General features: G+C 56.0%; 19 protein-coding genes. 10 read left to right on the top strand and 9 right to left on the bottom strand.

Annotated features, from left to right (window positions below; genetic code table 11):
- Positions 1 to 197 precede the first annotated feature (197 nt).
- The 4 genes from JSY17_RS08530 to JSY17_RS08515 all read left to right on the top strand — a co-directional run bounded on the left by JSY17_RS08530 (position 198) and on the right by JSY17_RS08515 (position 3,384).
- Entirely contained in the window at positions 198 to 1,277 is a 1,080-nt protein-coding gene (locus JSY17_RS08530) for a hypothetical protein (protein ID WP_206400744.1), read from the top strand.
- Between the two features lie 82 nt (positions 1,278 to 1,359).
- Complete coding sequence (locus JSY17_RS08525; RefSeq protein WP_206400742.1) at positions 1,360 to 2,151, top strand: TSUP family transporter; 792 nt, start codon at positions 1,360 to 1,362, stop codon at positions 2,149 to 2,151.
- Positions 2,148 to 3,023 (top strand): alpha/beta hydrolase, encoded by an 876-nt coding sequence (locus JSY17_RS08520; RefSeq protein ID WP_206400741.1) that lies wholly within the window; start codon positions 2,148 to 2,150, stop codon positions 3,021 to 3,023. The genes JSY17_RS08525 and JSY17_RS08520 overlap by 4 nt, the downstream gene beginning before the upstream one ends.
- Before the next feature lie 97 nt (positions 3,024 to 3,120).
- Positions 3,121 to 3,384: a hypothetical protein gene (locus tag JSY17_RS08515; RefSeq protein WP_117164459.1), complete on the top strand. Its 264-nt coding sequence runs from the start codon at positions 3,121 to 3,123 to the stop codon at positions 3,382 to 3,384.
- Positions 3,385 to 3,440: 56 nt separating this feature from the next.
- Here the strand turns inward: JSY17_RS08515 and JSY17_RS08510 are convergent, their stop codons facing one another.
- Entirely contained in the window at positions 3,441 to 4,322 is an 882-nt protein-coding gene (locus tag JSY17_RS08510; protein WP_117182646.1) for a LysR family transcriptional regulator, read from the bottom strand.
- Positions 4,323 to 4,418: 96 nt separating this feature from the next.
- Between JSY17_RS08510 and JSY17_RS08505 the strand changes: the two genes are divergently transcribed.
- On the top strand, positions 4,419 to 5,552 hold the full coding sequence (locus JSY17_RS08505; RefSeq protein ID WP_206400739.1) for a DSD1 family PLP-dependent enzyme: 1,134 nt from the start codon (positions 4,419 to 4,421) through the stop codon (positions 5,550 to 5,552).
- Positions 5,542 to 5,937 carry a RidA family protein gene (locus tag JSY17_RS08500; RefSeq protein WP_206400737.1) on the top strand — a complete coding sequence of 132 codons (396 nt, stop codon included), beginning with the start codon at positions 5,542 to 5,544 and terminating at the stop codon, positions 5,935 to 5,937. Before JSY17_RS08505 ends, JSY17_RS08500 begins: the two co-directional genes overlap by 11 nt.
- Before the next feature lie 2 nt (positions 5,938 to 5,939).
- On the opposite strand, the gene JSY17_RS08495 is transcribed toward JSY17_RS08500, so the two are convergent.
- The 6 genes from JSY17_RS08495 to JSY17_RS08470 form a co-directional block, all read right to left on the bottom strand.
- Positions 5,940 to 6,506 (bottom strand): LysE family translocator, encoded by a 567-nt coding sequence (locus tag JSY17_RS08495; RefSeq protein WP_117182643.1) that lies wholly within the window; start codon positions 6,504 to 6,506, stop codon positions 5,940 to 5,942.
- A gap of 50 nt (positions 6,507 to 6,556) precedes the next feature.
- A complete protein-coding gene (locus JSY17_RS08490; RefSeq protein WP_206400735.1) occupies positions 6,557 to 7,399 on the bottom strand; it encodes an AraC family transcriptional regulator in 843 nt (280 codons plus the stop codon).
- An 837-nt stretch (positions 7,400 to 8,236) separates the two neighbouring features.
- Positions 8,237 to 9,028 carry a toll/interleukin-1 receptor domain-containing protein gene (locus JSY17_RS08485; protein ID WP_206400734.1) on the bottom strand — a complete coding sequence of 264 codons (792 nt, stop codon included), beginning with the start codon at positions 9,026 to 9,028 and terminating at the stop codon, positions 8,237 to 8,239.
- Positions 9,029 to 9,138: 110 nt separating this feature from the next.
- Positions 9,139 to 9,891 carry a DUF2971 domain-containing protein gene (locus JSY17_RS08480; protein WP_206400733.1) on the bottom strand — a complete coding sequence of 251 codons (753 nt, stop codon included), beginning with the start codon at positions 9,889 to 9,891 and terminating at the stop codon, positions 9,139 to 9,141.
- A gap of 16 nt (positions 9,892 to 9,907) precedes the next feature.
- A complete protein-coding gene (locus JSY17_RS08475; protein ID WP_206400732.1) occupies positions 9,908 to 10,147 on the bottom strand; it encodes a hypothetical protein in 240 nt (79 codons plus the stop codon).
- A gap of 79 nt (positions 10,148 to 10,226) precedes the next feature.
- Positions 10,227 to 11,408 (bottom strand): hypothetical protein, encoded by a 1,182-nt coding sequence (locus JSY17_RS08470; RefSeq protein ID WP_232849354.1) that lies wholly within the window; start codon positions 11,406 to 11,408, stop codon positions 10,227 to 10,229.
- Between the two features lie 380 nt (positions 11,409 to 11,788).
- Between JSY17_RS08470 and JSY17_RS25635 the strand changes: the two genes are divergently transcribed.
- Together JSY17_RS25635 and JSY17_RS08460 are read left to right on the top strand one after the other, a co-directional pair.
- Positions 11,789 to 11,941, top strand: a complete 153-nt coding sequence (locus JSY17_RS25635; RefSeq protein ID WP_232849353.1) for an ATP-binding protein — start codon at positions 11,789 to 11,791, stop codon at positions 11,939 to 11,941.
- Positions 11,942 to 11,987: 46 nt separating this feature from the next.
- Entirely contained in the window at positions 11,988 to 12,647 is a 660-nt protein-coding gene (locus tag JSY17_RS08460; RefSeq protein WP_117186399.1) for a hypothetical protein, read from the top strand.
- A 22-nt stretch (positions 12,648 to 12,669) separates the two neighbouring features.
- Here the strand turns inward: JSY17_RS08460 and JSY17_RS08455 are convergent, their stop codons facing one another.
- Together JSY17_RS08455 and JSY17_RS08450 are read right to left on the bottom strand one after the other, a co-directional pair.
- Positions 12,670 to 13,680, bottom strand: coding sequence for a zinc-dependent alcohol dehydrogenase family protein (locus JSY17_RS08455; protein WP_206400731.1), 1,011 nt, complete (start codon positions 13,678 to 13,680; stop codon positions 12,670 to 12,672).
- A 63-nt stretch (positions 13,681 to 13,743) separates the two neighbouring features.
- Positions 13,744 to 14,052, bottom strand: coding sequence for an ArsR/SmtB family transcription factor (locus JSY17_RS08450; RefSeq protein ID WP_183134020.1), 309 nt, complete (start codon positions 14,050 to 14,052; stop codon positions 13,744 to 13,746).
- Between the two features lie 112 nt (positions 14,053 to 14,164).
- Between JSY17_RS08450 and JSY17_RS08445 the strand changes: the two genes are divergently transcribed.
- Together JSY17_RS08445 and JSY17_RS08440 are read left to right on the top strand one after the other, a co-directional pair.
- A complete protein-coding gene (locus JSY17_RS08445; RefSeq protein WP_117182639.1) occupies positions 14,165 to 14,953 on the top strand; it encodes a transporter substrate-binding domain-containing protein in 789 nt (262 codons plus the stop codon).
- Positions 14,954 to 15,070: 117 nt separating this feature from the next.
- Positions 15,071 to 16,033 (top strand): ATPase, encoded by a 963-nt coding sequence (locus JSY17_RS08440; RefSeq protein WP_206400730.1) that lies wholly within the window; start codon positions 15,071 to 15,073, stop codon positions 16,031 to 16,033.
- The last annotated feature ends 55 nt before the right edge of the window (positions 16,034 to 16,088 follow it).

Here is a 16,088-nt window from a genome sequence, read left to right as displayed (position 1 = left end):
GTATTGCACGTAGCACAGGCATTGATAGGCACTTCGCTTTTTAAAGTGCCGACGGTATATCTGTGCCTTTAAAAACTTGATGGATTTGCATCAACCTGAAGCACTGCATCGTTTGATATGCAAGGCCTTGTGCGTTGCCGTTCAAACAATGCCTATAAACAATAAAAAAGGTGCAAAGCACCACAGGGATGTCACACATGACCACAGCTATAAAACAAAGTACCGAATCCGTTATCTCTCTCGCTCACCAGGAAGTCAGAACGTTCAGCTTTGATGCTCAGCAGTCAAAACTGCTGCATGGGTTCTGCGAAGAGTTGGCGGCCATGGGCGGGCCGCAGGCGGCGGGTGCAAGGGCCAAGGCTTCCGTCGCGGCCACCGAGTTGAAGTTCTCGATGTCGAAAGAGCAATCAGAACTTCTGCTTGCCTACTCCGATGGCCTTATCTCGCTGCTGATATTCGAAGGCCTGCAAAAGATCAGCAATGATTGCCCTCCCGATGAACTGCCGGAGCTGGCAGCGCTGGAAGATCGGTACGACGTGCTGTGCATGGCCGCCCGTAACCAGATCCTGTTGAAACTGGTGGATAACAGTTCCTTTGCCTATGACATGGACAACGAAGGAAAACTGGTTCGTCTGGTCGCAAACTTCAAAGGCGGTGGCCTGACCAGAATCGCAGCCGAGCCAGAGGTCAAGGAACTGAGTTCCCATTCGGGTCTGGCGCTCGGGCCTCATACCGAAGCCCCTTACTGGTGTGCCGTGAGCGCTCGGGACGGGCATTCGCCCTCGCCGTCTTCGCTGATCCTTTCGGCCCTGTGGAACCCGAGCCAGGAGCCGACTACCGTCATTCCACTCCCGCCTGTACTGGACAAGATCGGCGTCACTAATTGCCTGGCACTGACGACCGGCAGCTTCCAGTTCACCCGCAGTGACTCTTTTGTCAGTGGTAAAGGCGAAGACGGTCGCGGGGTGTCGATTCTGGAGTTCGACAATAAAGTCGGCTTCGCAGCCCGCTTCAACTCGTATCGTTTTTCAGTCAATGAAAACGCTTCGCCCTTCGTGAAAAAGGCCTACTCCGCACTGTGCGAAGGCATTAAAGAAGCCACGCCTCATGAGTATGTACTGACTCAGGAATCGGCAATGGTCATCAATAACATTCGGGCCTTGCATTGTCGGGATGTCATCAAGGACAACCGACGAGTATTGGTGCGGATATTTGGCATGTCCAAGTTCTCTGCCCCTCTGGTTATTTCAGAAGACCCGCTGTTGTTGCGTGGTTGATTGCGTTGCACCCGGTTTTGTCGGGTGTCTTGAACGGCCAGCCATGCAGATGGCTGGCCTGTATGGGTAATGAGGAAATGTAATGGCCTGGGATTTGATTGGCATGTTGGCGCTTGTGGCTTTTTGCGCCGGTTTTTTCGATGCGATTGCCGGAGGTGGCGGGCTGATCACTTTGCCGGCCCTGTTTCTCGCGGGCGTCGACCCTATCAGTGCAATTGCCACGAACAAGTTTCAGGCCGCCTCGGCCACCGTTTCGGCAACGATCACTTTTGCCCGCAAAGGCATGATTGAATGGCGGGAAAGTCGCTTTCTGGTGCTCTGTGGGTTTATCGGCGGTGCCAGTGGTGCATTGCTGGTCAGTTCTATCGACAAACGCTATCTGGAAGTCTGCGTGCCGGTGATGCTGATTCTGGTTGCGCTTTATTTTGCATTCTCGCCAAAGATCGGCAATGAAGATCGCCGGAAACGAATCGGCATTCTGTTGTTCTCTTTTACCGTGGCACCTGCCCTGGGTTTTTACGACGGTATATTTGGCCCCGGGGTCGGTTCGTTCTTTATTGTCGGTTTCGTATTGCTCTGCGGGCTGGGCATGATGCGAGCCATGAGTTTTACCAAACTGGCGAATGCGTCCTGCAATCTGGGTTCCTTGTCGGTCTTCATCACCAAAGGCGTGATTGTCTGGCCGATAGCGATTGCCATGGCATTGGCGGCTTTTGCTGGCGCGCAACTGGGCGCGCGGGCCGCTGTGCGGGTCGGGCCACGATTGATCAAACCCATGTTGGTGGTGGTGTGCTGCGCGCTGGCCATTAAACTGTTGAGCGTGGAAACCAACCCGTTGCGACTTGCCTTCATGCACACACTGGCTTCGTTATGATCAATCTGTCGGCGTTATCCAACAGCTCTCGAGTTCGCTCCCGGTTGCAGTTCGATGAAACGCCGACAGGTCCTGCCCGCTATTTTTCCCAAGCCTTCGAGGGTTATGAACTTGAAGGCCGACTTCTCGAAAACTCCACATCGCCAGATGCATTCCCAAAGGTGCTGGCCATTCATGGTGCCCGCTCGGACTACAGCAAACTGAATGGCATTCTCTATCCTTTGCAGGCGTCGGGCGTTGCCAGCCTGAGCTTCAATCTTTCGGGGCATAACACGACAACCGATATCCCGCTGGCAGACACTTCCCTGGGCAATAACCTGCAAGAAGCCCTGCGGTTTGCCAGTTGCCTGGGCACACATCTCGACACGGTGATCGGCCACAGCCTGGGCGGAGCACTGGCTCTGAAAGTGGCTGAAGCACATAAAGCCAGCGTCAGAAAGATCATACTTTTCTGTCCGGCCCTGTATTCGGATGCCGCTTATCAACAGCCATTTGGCGAGCCGTTCAAAAGCGCCATTTCAGTTCCGTATAACTTTCTCGATTCGTCGTCCCTTGAATTCCTGAATAAGTTCGAGGGAGAACTGATGCTGGTTATCGGAGAGTTCGATGGGCTTGAATCCACAGCCGTGGGCAAAGTGGCGGGAACATCAGCCGGAACAGTAACGATAGATCGGGGCACACCGCACGAGCGCATCATCAATAGCCCGATTCCTTATGAAGTGATCGAGGCTATCGAGAAAAACCTGCGCCCTCACGCTTTCAGAAAGCATGTACTGCCCGGATGCGATCATGCTGTTTCGGCCTGGTTTCGCCATAACCCGGAATATGCGCGGAAACTGGCACAGGAGATTGCAGGCTTCATCCATGATTGAACATCCGGACAAAACGCCCACTCGTTATTCCTGGCTGGTCTATCGTTGAACCTGATCGCCCCATGAAGGGACGGCCGTTCAGAAAATGGAGAAGTCTATGAAGAAGCTAGTGATGGCGACATTCGCTGCAACGCTGTTGTTGGGCAGCTTCGCAAGCCCGGTTCTTGCGGAAAACGAACTGGAAAAAGGCGTCCGGCACGACAATCGTGAACTGGACAAGGGCGTCGAGCATGATGCCAAGGAAGTCGACAAAGGCGCCAAACACGACGCCAAGGAAGTTGATAAGGGCCTCAAGCACGATGATGAGGAGCGCCACAAGGCGGACAAGCATGTGGACAAGGAAGTGAAGAAAGATCTTTAACCCACCACGAATATCCATAGCCTGATCGTCAGCAAGCATCTGACGATCAGGATGCCTCACCTCAACGACGCCTCAAGAAATCCCACCAACGCCTGCATCCGCGCACTGCGATGTTTGCGTGACGGCACCAGCAACAGAATCGGTGCGCTCTCGAACGACCAGTCTGCCAGGACCCGGACCAGGGCACCGCTCTGAATGGCGTCGCTCACATCCCACTCGGATCGCAGGACCAGCCCTTGATCCTGCTCGGCCCAGCGCCGGGCAACGCTGCCATCGTTGCAGAGCATGACGGGCTCGATGCGCACGGTATGCCGGGCGCTCTGTTTGCGCAGGTGCCAGAGCGTGACGTCTTCTTCGTTCTCGCGAATACAGATGCAGCGATGATTCGCCAGTTCGCCAGGGCTCTGAGGCACGCCATGGGTTTTCAGGTACTGCGGGCTGGCACACAGCCAACGTTCGTTTTGCACCAGCGTGCGGGCCACCCATGAGCTGTCACTGATGCTGCCAATGTGAATCACGGCATCGCTGTCATGACGATCCGGCCAAGGTGTTTCACGCAGATCCAGGTGCAGGCGCAACCCCGGATGCAGTTTCGCAAAACGGGCCAGCAGGGGCGCAATGCGTTGGCGGCCGTAACCGAAAGGTGCGGCGAGTCGCAGGGTGCCAGTCAGTTGATCGTCAGGCTGTTTGAAAGACTCGGGCAGTGCTTCCAGACGCTCCAGCAAGGCCGCACTTTCCCGGGCAAAACGTTCGCCTTCCGCCGTCAGGCTCAGGCGTCGGGCATCCCGACTGGCCAAGGCGGAACCCAGCAAGGCCTCCAGCTTGCGCAGGCGCATGGACAACGCAGGCGGCGAAACATTGAGAGTTCTGGCGGCTGCGCTCAGGGATTCGGAGCGCGCCAGGGTCACGGCCAGACGCAGGTCTTCGATGGTGATCATTCAATTTTACTTAATCATAAATGACACTCGATTTAACCATGGATTTACGATCGATCAGTAGAGTGAGGACCATCAGCCGTTATTCGAGAAACGAACATGCCCCACTTCCTCTCCAGCCTTGAAACACCTGCCGCGATCATCGATGTGGCCAGAATGCAGCGCAATATCCAGCGCATGCAGCAACGCATGGACGGTCTTGGCGTTCGTCTGCGCCCGCATGTCAAAACCAGCAAATGCCTGCCGGTTATCGAGGCGCAGATCGCGGCGGGTGCCCGAGGTGTCACGGTGTCGACCCTGAAAGAAGCCGAGCACTGCTTTGCAGCCGGGATCAGCGACATTCTCTACGCCGTCGCCATGGCACCCGGCAAGCTGCCACAGGCCCTGGCGCTCAAACGTCAGGGCTGCGAGCTGAGCATCATCACCGACAGCGTCGCCGGTGCCCGGGCCATCGTCGCCTTTGGCCAGGAACAGGGTGAAGCGCTGAATGTGTGGATCGAGGTCGACTGTGATGGTCATCGCTCGGGAATCCAGTACGACGACGATGCGCTGATCGAGGTTGCGCAGGTGCTGCATGAGGGCGGTATGCGGCTCGTCGGCGTCATGACCCACGCAGGCTCCAGCTATGAGTTGAACACCGCCGAAGCCCTGCAACGTCTGGCCGAGCAAGAGCGTTACCAATGCGTCGCCGCTGCCGAGCGGATTCGGGCGGCGAGTCTGCCGTGTCCGCAAGTAAGCATCGGCTCGACGCCCACAGCGCTGTCAGCTATCGACCTGCAGGGTGTCACCGAAGTACGTGCCGGGGTGTATGTGTTCTTCGATCTGGTGATGCAGAACGTGGGCGTGTGTCAGGCCGATGAGCTGGCCTTGAGCGTGCTGACCACGGTGATTGGCCATCAACTGGAGAAGGGCTGGATCATTACCGATTCGGGCTGGATGGCCATGAGCCGCGATCGCGGCACCCAACGCCAGCAACAGGATTTCGCCTATGGCCAGGTATGTACGAAAGACGGTCAATGGATCGACGGTGCCCTGTTGCAAAGCGCCAATCAGGAACACGGCATCGTCACCCTGCAAACAGCAGGCGGCGACCTGACCGCCCTCTTCCCGATTGGCAGCCGCCTGCGCATCCTGCCGAACCACGCCTGCGCGACGGGTGCGCAGTTTCCCCATTACCACGCCCTTGATGCCGATGGCGAAACGCAAATCTGGAGTCGCCTGCATGGCTGGTAAACCGATTGTCCCGATCCATACCCCGAACGCCGCCGCACCGGGCGGGCATTATTCACAAGCCGTGCGTCATCAAGGCCTGCTGTGGGTGTCCGGCCAGTTACCGGTGCGCGCCGATGGCAGCCACAGTGTCGACGAACCGTTCGAGGTTCAGGCCGCCATTGCCCTGAGCAACCTGATGGCGATTCTTGAAAAGGCCGGCAGCGGTGTCGATGACCTGTTGAAGGTCACCGTCTATATCGTCGGCATCGAACACTGGCCCGCATTCGATCAACTCTACGCCCGTTGCCTGGGCCAGCATCGCCCGGCCCGCGCCGTGGTGCCCGTGCCGGTCTTGCATCATGGGTATCTGCTCGAAATCGAGGCGGTTGCGAGGTGTGAGGGCTGACCTCAGCGCAGGAAACCTGCCCAGGCCGATACCAGCAGCAACAACGCCATGCCACGGTTAAATCGCTGCATGGCCTGCCCGGACTTGAGCAGGCGCGCCGATCCCCGGCCCAGTAATGCCCAGCAGGCCATGCACGGCAGCGATACCAGGAAGAACACCAACGCCAGATCGACCACCGTGCCCTGACTGAAGACACTGACGACCGCCAGCGCCATCATCCATGTCTTGGGGTTGACCACTTGCAAACCTGCCGCGCCGATAAAGCCGAGCCGGTTCTGCTTGTCGTCCTGTTCGATGGTGCTGGCGCTGTTGAAAATCTTCCATGCCAGCCAGGTCAGCCAGAGTACGCCGACGGTTGCCATCACCTGATGGGCTCCCGGTATCTGCATCAGAGAACGCCCCACACCGGTTCCCACCAGCCACACCAGAACTGCGGCCCCCATGCAGCCCCCGAAAATGATCGGCAGGCTGGCGCGCAGACCGTACCGGGCACTGTTGCTCAGCACCAGAATATTGGTCGGGCCGGGTGTAATCGAAGCAACGAAGGCAAACAACAGGAAGGACAACATGAGCGCAACTCCAGAAGCGGGATGCCCTCATGCTCGCCCGACACAGGGCTTTAGTCTGGAAGATCCGTGCAGCGGTTGCGGTAGGCCGAAGGGGTCATGCCGTTGGCACGCAGAAACCAGCGTCCCAGATGACTCTGATCGGCAAAACCCAGGTCGCTGGCGACCTGAACGGGCAATGCGCCTGCGGCCAGCATTCTGCGAGCCTGAGCCAGACGCAGTTGCACCAGATACGCATGCGGTGGCAGGCCAAATGCCGACTTGAAGGCGCGACTCAGACGAAAGCGATCCACACCGCAGACCTGGGCCAGTTCATCCAGGCCCAGGTCGCGTCGAAAGTGAGCATGCAGATAGTCGCGGGCGCGCAAGGCCACCTGCGGCAGGCGTGGGTCCTGACTCTGCCGAAGCCGCCAGCGCAGATTGCTGGTCAGCCGCTCCAGCAACCCATCGAGAGCGCTTTGCCGGAACAATCGGGTTTCCTGCCCGTGCAGTGCGGAAAATGCAAAGAGGGTGGCATTGGTCAGTCGTGAATCGCTGGTCAGCGTATCGGTGAACCCCAGTTGATAGCCATCCGGTGCCTCTTCAAACAGCGAGGGCAATTCGCGGGCGATCCAGTGCGGGTCGAGGTACAGCATCCGATACGTGAAACCATCGGCGCTGGGCGCATCCCCATCATGAATCTCACCCGGCTCCAGCATGAACACCTGACCCGGCGTACTGGCATAACGTTGCTGCCGGCAATGAAACTGCTGAACCCCCTGCTCCGTGACACCCACCAGATAACTGTCATGCCAGTGGGGATCATAGGCATGGGCATTCCCCTCGAAATGCGCATGCAGCGTCTCGATACCGGTATCGCGGTCCTGAGCAAGATTGATCCAGTTGCTCTGAGTCATGGCAGGCTTATGGGCAAACAAGGGGATATGGAAGAGTGTTATCGCGCATGGGGGATGGGAAGTCTAGAAGGTTTGTGCAGGGTTGGCTTTGAATGTATTTCGCGAATGAGTTGGCTTGCCGCCGCGTAACTTCGTAGGAGGGGGTTTGGTTCAGCTTCTCTGAGCTGCCTATACGCCAGTGAAGACAAACGCCTCATCAATCTAAAGGAAAGATTGTGAGCTATGGATATAGCCACAGGGCAGTCACGGTCTGCTTTTGCCTCTGATCACTGATGTCCATACTTCACCTCCATCTTCTCGCGAAAAATCGAGGGTGTGCCCATACGTCATTGCATGGATCCGACCGTCTATTTGCTGCATCGCGTTTGACATTTTTCAGCTGACCTCCCTGACCCCTTGCGCATTACACTCAACAACTGGTTTTCATGTAATCTTTCCTAACAACTTCCAAATGATCAGAGCGAAAACCAAGCAGAGAAGCCCGAGCAGAATAAAATGAACTGATGTAAGCCCCTAGGCCTTTGCTTTTGCAGCTTGTACGGCTAAATCCGCCGCCCGTTCCTGATCTTTGCGAAGCGCTTGTTTCTCTATTTCACTCCGTCGAGCGTCACTCTCTTGCTGAACAAGCTGAGCAACGCGGTATTTCAAATAAAGCGCTTGTGCGTGGGTTTCTACCCCATTTGCCTCAGCGAACGCTTTGGCGCGGAGGCCTGGAACGATGAACCCTCTCTCTAACTCTTCAGTGACGGCAGTTTAAAAGCTGCTCATCACTCACGCTTGGTTTCCTCATGACTTTTTCCTGCTCACTAAATACCTGCTGGCATGAGCTGATTTTGTTTATGCCTTGAATGGAATCGGCTTCCATTCATTTTCAGCAGATTCGTGCAAAACACTCAAAAGGACTACCGGTACATCCTTCCTTTTGCCTAGCTTGATTCGTAGCGGATGGCTTGGGGTAATAGTTCCGCCTATTGTGCGAAACAAAATGGCATGTGCATCGCTTCCATTTGAATCGGTGAGTAAGTTCTTGTTAAAGCCCCCAAAAAACGCTTGGCCATTGGACATGTACCAACTGATCTCGTCCTCAGTATTGCTTGTGGCCAAAAGGAAGCTGGGGTTAGGTTCCATTAGATGAGAGGCCTGTATGCTCAGATTTATGGAGCCGTCCGCTTCGCTAACCGTCGAGAACGTAAGATTGGAAAATCCTTGATGTTGAGGCGTAAACGATGCGCTCCCTTGGGTAACGCTAACTATCTGAGCAATTGCCGCTTCAAGACCAAGCGAGAACATATCGATGTACAAGGTTTGAGTTAGCATTGCGGGCATTGCACTGCCGTCAACTCTCACTGGGATCATTCTGGTCTTTCCCCGAGTGGCAGCATGCAGCGCATTCTGCCACTCAAGCTTGACCATCTGACTGCCAAGGCTCTTTGCTGAAACGAAAAAGAAAACGTATTCAGGAGCCTCCAGCCCCTTGTTCATTTGGTCGATAATTCCGTCACCGGGACGAATCGACCAGGAATCATAAAAAACCTCCGATTCCCCGAAGATCTCCGCGAGCCTGAGTGCTACCGGCTCAACTATTGGCTTGTCAAAATGATTGTGACTGAGGAATATTTTTTGACTCATGAGATATCTCTAAGGCAAGTGGCGAGCGTAACGATACGTTTCCGTTTTTCGTGGAGCTGGAAGGGGACAGCTGATTTATCGCCCTTAACGTTGCTGGTCGTATCATTGCGTTAAGTGACCGTACGCGCGTCGGGCACAATCTTGAAGGACTGAAAGGCTAGCCTGGCTTTGAAGACAACAGCATCAGGAAAATGCCGTGCAACCTTCTGTCTTACCGACTCAACGGGCTGCTCGCACAGAGCGCCAAGTATGACCTCTCTCAACTGAATATCGCTTCCAATAGGCCAGAAGTGAAACTGGCCGTCAGCATGTGCACTATCCAAGCTCACAAATTGACGGTATTCCTCCTCATAGCGCCATCCCGCAGACTTGGTGCATAACAACTTTTGTTGTAGTTCCTCACTCAACTGTTCTGGGTCTGGAGTTGTGCTGAGCGCGGCGAGAATGCGTTTGTCCTGGTAGCTGACTTTGTGAATCTGGCTACGGCAGACGTCAAAACCTAAACAAATACCTTCGTGCTTGTTTGCGTAATGGCTCCACATCACTGGTTCTGACCAGTCTCCGGCGAAGCACAGTAAGCCCATTTGAGAATGGTTTTTATCCTTCCAATTTCTTACTACCTGGCGAGTTTTGTGTTCTTTGAAATTCGCGGCAAGCAGCTCGAAGGGATCATTCAGATCCGCAAAGCGAGATACCTTGATGCGGCGATTTTCGATGTTGCTGATAGCGTGTTTGACGCTGGTAAGGTTATACAGGCGGATCTTAGAGCCGTCCGCTGGTGGACGGCCAGCAATCGCGCTGCCCATATCCGATTTGTAGCCGGCAGCTATCCATGTGCTTCTGAGCATTTCGTTCGTGGGCATCGCTCTTTCCTTTCTGTTAGTCATCATCCGTGCGAGGCGTAGTCGGCGTCCAGTTCAACCTCTTCGTCGGCCTCATCAAGCCATACGGCCAGATCCTAGCGAGAGCGGTTAGCCGCTCCTCTTCAGCAGCTATCAACGACAGGGCTTCACGGATATCCACCTGGGCCAGCATGTCGCCCAAGGTGTAGCCTTCCTCTTCCAATGACTCACGCACGTCGGCATAGACATCGCGTTGCTTTCGGGTGGTATCAGGCATTGCGGGGTTCCTATCAGTTCGTTGCTCGTTCTACACCTCGGTCAGCACAAGGGCTGGGCTTGGACGGCTTTTTCCGTGATCAATTCGTGCGTGGAGGAACGGTCTGAAATGCCTTTCCCTCAGTAGACACGATCTGTACGAGGCCGTGATTTACAGTAGGGCGAATCATGAGCGCGTTTCTCTTCGCTTGCTCCCGACCTTCCTGCAATTGTTCCGGCGTATAAACAAATACTGGCAGCGTCCCCGACCAGTTACCTGCTCCTTCAAGCTCCACATCCACATGAATGGAAAGATATTGCTCGGTAAGTTCAAAGATCGGAGTGTCAACACTATTGACGCGTTTGACCCAGGCAAGCGGTGCCATTTGTTTGTTAGCTGCTCTGGATTTTCGTGGGACAAACGAGAGGCGGATGATCTCCATCATGATGAGCCTGCTAAGCCACGCGGAGTCTGCATACCTATGGTGATAATCAGAGATGAAGCTACCGCTCTGGAGGTCCATAAACCAAGCGCCATGAGCCAAACCTAGAACGTTGCTAAATAGTGACTCTATCGCTTCCAGGCCATCTAGTATCCTGCCAGTCTCGCGGCACATGGTTTTGATGCTCATTGCATCGAGACGATCTGTGACAGTTTGGATTTGGACTGTGACCTCGTGCCCAAACTCAGTTCGCTCAATTGCAGGCGGTTGGGAAAGCAGCCCCCCATATCCCAGTTCATTTGAAAGGACGTACCGATTGTCATCTGGCCATTTGCCAAAATCCACGCTCAGTGCCCACAGCTCTCGGATGCTTCCTTGTAGGAAGTGAGAAATTCGAAACCGGCATCCGTCTGGGCCGAATCGTAGTACCGACCCTAACGCTATCAGACTGGGGCCGATAGCGATGATGTCGTCCCGATTCACATCACCTTGTCCCTGAAGGCGTCTTGAGGCCTCGTGGCTGCGCTTCAGCTCATGAAGATGTTCTGTTGAGAATCGGGCTTCATCCCTGTCGATCAGAACGCTACAACTGGCGCACAGCCAAATCCCATTATCTATTGATCCACGTTGCTCAGGACTCATCGAGTGGTCATAGCGGCGTGCGCCTGAGCCCGATGCAGCTGCAGCGATATGAGCAGCTACGCCGATCATCGTTACAGCATTTGAGGCTTCGTCGCTGGGCCCTACTGTTGACGCTTTGCACAAGGAGCATTGATAGCTTGCCCGTAGGGCCAGGTCGCTCTTGGTTCTTTTTGGAAAATCGTCACGTGTGGTATTCATCTATGGAGTTCAACCTGGAAGGCCCATCAGGATCAGAGTGGTTGCTGAGCTCGTTTCGAGAAATTATGTTGATCTTACGGACGCTAAAACCAGCAGCGTCCTTCTATTGCCGCTGTCCAGATCAATGGCTGGGCTTGGACGTACCATGGCGAGTTTTCCTAGTCATTTCCGGTAGAACCGTATGTGTGGTTGGGGCCGATAGAACTTCAATCGTCAGACGTCAGAGTGCATTTTTGAATCAGTATTGGCTACCCTGCCTTTACATCTACATTGGTGGCCATACGATTTCACGGTAGGGAGATCATGCAGATCGAGCGCGTTGTAATTCAGAATTCAGGCTGCTTCGAGACGTCCGTCTTGGGCTTGAAGCTGGAACCACTTTGATTGTAGGGCGGAACAATTGTGGCAAAACGTCTATTGCCGAGGTGCTTCGTCGGTTGCTCGCGGACAGGGCCCCTTCTCCCGCCCCATCCCCTCGGTTCTCTCAGCAGCAAACACCCCCACTCTCAACTACCCTCAACCCCATCATTTAAGCGGTTGATGCTCTGACCAACTTGACTGATGGGGACAAGAATAATAATGAAAGACCCTTATGCCTTCGGGTTCTACAGTGCCTGTTTTGCGTTGATGGTGGTGGTTGCGGCGACTTATTACAGTGCGGCTTCCGGTGCCAGTCCTGTGCGGGCCGTGGATGCCTGGTTTGTGATTTATTCGGCTTCTTCTCTGGTAGAGACGCTGGCGATCATCGGTATCGCGGGGGTTGCGTTCAAGGCTTATGGGGCCTGGAAGCGGGATGTGCGTCAGCACAAAGCGTTGGGGGTCATCTGGGATGCCAGTGTGGCGTTCCGGGAGATCGAGATCGGGTTCAACGAATGGTTCTTCGGCCCGAATGCCGAGCTGAAAGCCGGTAATGATCCGCGTCAGATCGATTCATTGCTCAGTGCCAGTCCATTGGGACAGGCGCTGAAAGCGTTCAAGAAGCAGTGCATTCTGCTGGACAAGGTGGTGATCAAGCATCACTGGCGCTGGCTGAACCATGCCGCCGAACTCGAGATGCTGGCCCGGGCGCTGAGTGCCGAAGCATTCGGAGCCGTGGGCAAGGGCAAGATGACATATTCCGTCGTGGACTTTCTCTATGTGCATCAGGGAGAAACCTGGCAGAGAACCCAGGCCGACTGGGAAACCATCATGGCGACCATCGAAGAACAGCTCAGTGCCCTGGAAGAGACCTACGCCTGAGGCCTCTTCCTGTGCAGGCCGATCAGATGTCCAGGGTGATCTTGCCGAAGTGCTGGTTGGTTTCCTGATAGCGGAATGCTTCGACGATATCGGTCAACGGGAACGAGCGGTCCATGACCGGACGCATGCCGTTGGCGTTGATCGCTCGAATCATGTCTTGCTGCTGACTACGGCTGCCCACCAGTACGCCTTGCAGACGCAGTTGCTTGACCAGCGCCGGGACAATTGCCAGCTCCCCGGTTACGCCGGTCAGGATGCCGATCACCGAAATATGGCCACCGACCCGCGCAGCGTTCATCGACTGCTCCAGAGTCGAAGGGCCGCCGACTTCGATGATGTGATCGACGCCACGGCCACCGGTCAGTGCGCGAGCGGTTTCACCCCAGTTGCTGTCCTTGCGATAGTTGATCAGGTGATCGGCGCCCAGTTCGCGCAGACGCTCGAGTTTCTCGTCGCTGGAGGACGTGGCGATCACGGTGGCGCCGGCCATCTTGGCGAACTGCAGGGCAAAGATCGATACGCCGCCAGTGCCTTGAACCAGTACGGTATCGCCAGCCTTGAGGCCGCCATCGACCATCAGCGCACGCCAGGCGGTCAGACCGGCGGTGGTCAGGGTCGAGGCTTCGGCGTGGGTATAGCCGATCGGGGCGTGAGTGAAGGACGTGGCGCGTGCCGTGACCTGCTCACGGGCATAGCCATCGATACCATCGCCCGGAACGGTCACAAAGCCTTCAACCAGCGGCTCGCCGCTGATCCAGTCCGGGAAGAAGGTGCTGACCACCGAATCGCCGACCTTGAACTCGTCGACGCCCTCGCCCACCGCAGTGACCACGCCCGCACCGTCGGCCATGGGAATGCGCGACTCGCTGGGCCCCCACATGCCGCTGACCACCGCGAAGTCGTGATAGTTGAGGGAGTTGGCGTGCAGGCGCACGGTGATTTCACCGGCCTTGGGTGCCAGTACTCCGCTGTCGCCAACGATCACTCGGTCGTAGCCACCACCGGCCTGTACATAAATGGTTTTGTTGCTCATGGTAAATCTCCTATCGATTCAACATTATGCGAAATGACGAAATGAATACTTAAAACCCAAAGCTCAAAGCTCGTTCTTGAGCCGGTCCGCAAACTGGTCGATGGCTTGTTCATCGCGACGGAAGTAGGTCCATTTGCCTATCCGGGTGGTCTGCACCAGACCGGCGCGCTGCAGGATGGCCAGATGCGCCGAAGCGCTGGATGCCGAAAGGCAGGCCTTTGCCTGGATATGCGACATGCACACCCCTATCGCCGGATCACCGTGGTCCTGGGGAGGGAAATGGGCCTGAGGGTCTTTAAGCCACTCCATGATCATCATGCGAGTGTCATTGCCGACCGCTTTGAGTTGTTCAAGAATCATGGGCAACAACATTACGCCTTTTTACGAAATGTTCAAGCACCGATTGGAAATCGATCTATTGAGCACGGCCCGGTTTTTTAGCATGCTCTGTCGCTCCCCCCATTGACCGCGAGCACCCCGCCCCATGATGAACCTGAAATACAGCGCTCTGACCGCTTTGCTGCTGGGGCTTGCAAACATGGCTCAGGCCACGGAACCGGCTTCGCATCTGGACAAGGTGATTCAGGCTGGTCAGTTGTCGGTGTGTACCACTGGCGACTACAAGCCTTACACCTTTCTGCGCGAAGACGGCGAGTACGAAGGTATCGATATCACCATGGCACGCTCGCTGGCCAAGAGCCTGGGCGTCAAGGTCGAATGGGTGCCGACCACCTGGAAGACCCTGATGCCGGATATGGTCGCCGGCAAGTGCGACATCGGCATGGGCGGCATTTCCGTCACGCTGGAACGGCAGAAGAAAGCGTTCTTCAGTAACACGCTGGATGTAGACGGCAAGATCCCGCTGGTCCGTTGCGAAGACCAGGCCCTGTACCAGACCATCGAGCAGATCAATCAGCCATCCGTGCGCCTGATCGAGCCAGCCGGTGGCACCAACGAGGCCTTCGCCCGCGCTTACTTGCCCAAGGCACCGATTGCTTTCCACGACAACAAGACCATCTTTCAGGAACTGCTGGACAAGAAGGCCGATGTGATGATCACCGACGCCTCCGAAGCGCTGTACCAGCAGAAGCGCATGCCCGGCCTGTGCGCGGTCAACCCGACCCGTTACATGCAGTACGGTGAAAAAGCCTACCTGCTGCCCCGCGACGATGTGACCTGGAAAGGCTATGTCGACCAGTGGTTGCACCTGAGCAAAGCCACAGGTGCCTATCAGCAGGCGCTGAGCGAGTGGCTGGCGGTGCCGGGCCAGTAAGCTGCTACGGAGCCGGAGCGGGAATCACTGACAGATTCCCGCCCGGCAATGGTTGCAAGCTGTGTGCGGCTGAAATAGGTTGTTGCAAGACCAACGACTGGAAGGCGCTACACGAGCATGAAGCCCAGCAAAACCATCACTCGCGCGTTCTGCGTCGAGTTGCAGCAGGAACTGTCGATCACGGCAGCCCGGCGTGAATACTTCTCTCAGGAGCCACCGCGCTCGCGCTTCGAGTTTCTGTGTTCGAGCGAAGCCTGCCGGGCGCTGGGTGCCAAGGTGACGGGCGTTCGTTATGACGTGAAGCCTCAGGACAATCCGACCTTCGTGGCCGCTCACTTTCGCGCTAATCCTCATTACGAGCATCACGCCTCCTGCGAGTGGGTCGAGGAAGACGCCGGAGAAGCCAAGGAAGAACCCGAAGTTGAAGAAACAGATCCCCAGGCACGCATTCGCAAGGTCAAGCGCAAGCTGGATGACTACATCGATGTTTTCGATCCGGTGATCAAAGACCCGGTCAAGGAAAAGGCCGGCCCGGACAAAGCTGGCCCTCGCGCACCAAAGCCTGGCAACGACTCTCCAGCGGCAGAAGCGTCGACACCCACCGCACCGCGTTACAGTGAAACGCGCACCAATAATCTTGAGCGTCTGGTGGACAGCTACCGTCAGGCCAAGGCGCAGTTGTCGCCCGATGAGTTCAAGCTGTTGACCCTGCGGATTCCCGGTCAGGGTGAACAGTCTCTGCGCTCGTATTTTCGCCACATCAAATACGCACAGGCTGGCGACAATGGCCGGGTGCTGTATGGCGGTGGGCTGGTGGAGCGTTATGGGCTGGGCTTCAAGTTCAAGTTCTTCGACCGGCTTGAAGGCAAGCTGGTGACGCTGTACGTATCACCGGCGCAGATGCAGGCCTATCGCTCGAGTCGGTACATCGCCGAACTGTTGAGCCATGCCGATGAAGTGAAGTTCTTTACGGTCTATGCGCTGGGGAATGTCGTCAAAAGCCCGTCGGGGAAAAGCTTCAGCGTCGAAGTCGACGACTTGCGGCATCTGGCGATTGTGCTGGGGCCTGCGAAGGAGTGAGGCAAAAAACCTGCAGTCGCCAGGCTGCCTCCCACAAGTCATTTATGGCCTTGAT

Origin of the sequence: Pseudomonas capsici, from assembly GCF_017165765.1 — a bacterium.
Classification (GTDB): Bacteria; Pseudomonadota; Gammaproteobacteria; order Pseudomonadales; family Pseudomonadaceae; genus Aquipseudomonas; species Aquipseudomonas capsici.
Note: the sequence above shows the minus strand (reverse complement) of the source record. Positions and strands in the feature narration are given on the sequence as shown.

What these genes read in the sequence shown, in the direction of transcription:
- JSY17_RS08525 (WP_206400742.1), top strand. Translation starts at nt 1,360, where the DNA reads ATGGCCTGGGATTTGATTGGCATGTTGGCGCTTGTGGCTTTTTGCGCC.
- JSY17_RS08520 (WP_206400741.1), top strand. Translation starts at nt 2,148, where the DNA reads ATGATCAATCTGTCGGCGTTATCCAACAGCTCTCGAGTTCGCTCCCGG.
- JSY17_RS08485 (WP_206400734.1), bottom strand. Translation starts at nt 9,028, where the DNA reads ATGAGTCAAAAAATATTCCTCAGTCACAATCATTTTGACAAGCCAATA.
- JSY17_RS08470 (WP_232849354.1), bottom strand. Translation starts at nt 11,408, where the DNA reads ATGAATACCACACGTGACGATTTTCCAAAAAGAACCAAGAGCGACCTG.
- JSY17_RS08515 (WP_117164459.1), top strand. Translation starts at nt 3,121, where the DNA reads ATGAAGAAGCTAGTGATGGCGACATTCGCTGCAACGCTGTTGTTGGGC.
- JSY17_RS08530 (WP_206400744.1), top strand. Translation starts at nt 198, where the DNA reads ATGACCACAGCTATAAAACAAAGTACCGAATCCGTTATCTCTCTCGCT.
- JSY17_RS08450 (WP_183134020.1), bottom strand. Translation starts at nt 14,052, where the DNA reads ATGTTGTTGCCCATGATTCTTGAACAACTCAAAGCGGTCGGCAATGAC.
- JSY17_RS08475 (WP_206400732.1), bottom strand. Translation starts at nt 10,147, where the DNA reads ATGCCTGATACCACCCGAAAGCAACGCGATGTCTATGCCGACGTGCGT.
- JSY17_RS08495 (WP_117182643.1), bottom strand. Translation starts at nt 6,506, where the DNA reads ATGTTGTCCTTCCTGTTGTTTGCCTTCGTTGCTTCGATTACACCCGGC.
- JSY17_RS08490 (WP_206400735.1), bottom strand. Translation starts at nt 7,399, where the DNA reads ATGACTCAGAGCAACTGGATCAATCTTGCTCAGGACCGCGATACCGGT.
- JSY17_RS08505 (WP_206400739.1), top strand. Translation starts at nt 4,419, where the DNA reads ATGCCCCACTTCCTCTCCAGCCTTGAAACACCTGCCGCGATCATCGAT.
- JSY17_RS08455 (WP_206400731.1), bottom strand. Translation starts at nt 13,680, where the DNA reads ATGAGCAACAAAACCATTTATGTACAGGCCGGTGGTGGCTACGACCGA.
- JSY17_RS08480 (WP_206400733.1), bottom strand. Translation starts at nt 9,891, where the DNA reads ATGCCCACGAACGAAATGCTCAGAAGCACATGGATAGCTGCCGGCTAC.
- JSY17_RS08445 (WP_117182639.1), top strand. Translation starts at nt 14,165, where the DNA reads ATGATGAACCTGAAATACAGCGCTCTGACCGCTTTGCTGCTGGGGCTT.
- JSY17_RS08510 (WP_117182646.1), bottom strand. Translation starts at nt 4,322, where the DNA reads ATGATCACCATCGAAGACCTGCGTCTGGCCGTGACCCTGGCGCGCTCC.
- JSY17_RS08440 (WP_206400730.1), top strand. Translation starts at nt 15,071, where the DNA reads ATGAAGCCCAGCAAAACCATCACTCGCGCGTTCTGCGTCGAGTTGCAG.
- JSY17_RS08500 (WP_206400737.1), top strand. Translation starts at nt 5,542, where the DNA reads ATGGCTGGTAAACCGATTGTCCCGATCCATACCCCGAACGCCGCCGCA.
- JSY17_RS08460 (WP_117186399.1), top strand. Translation starts at nt 11,988, where the DNA reads ATGAAAGACCCTTATGCCTTCGGGTTCTACAGTGCCTGTTTTGCGTTG.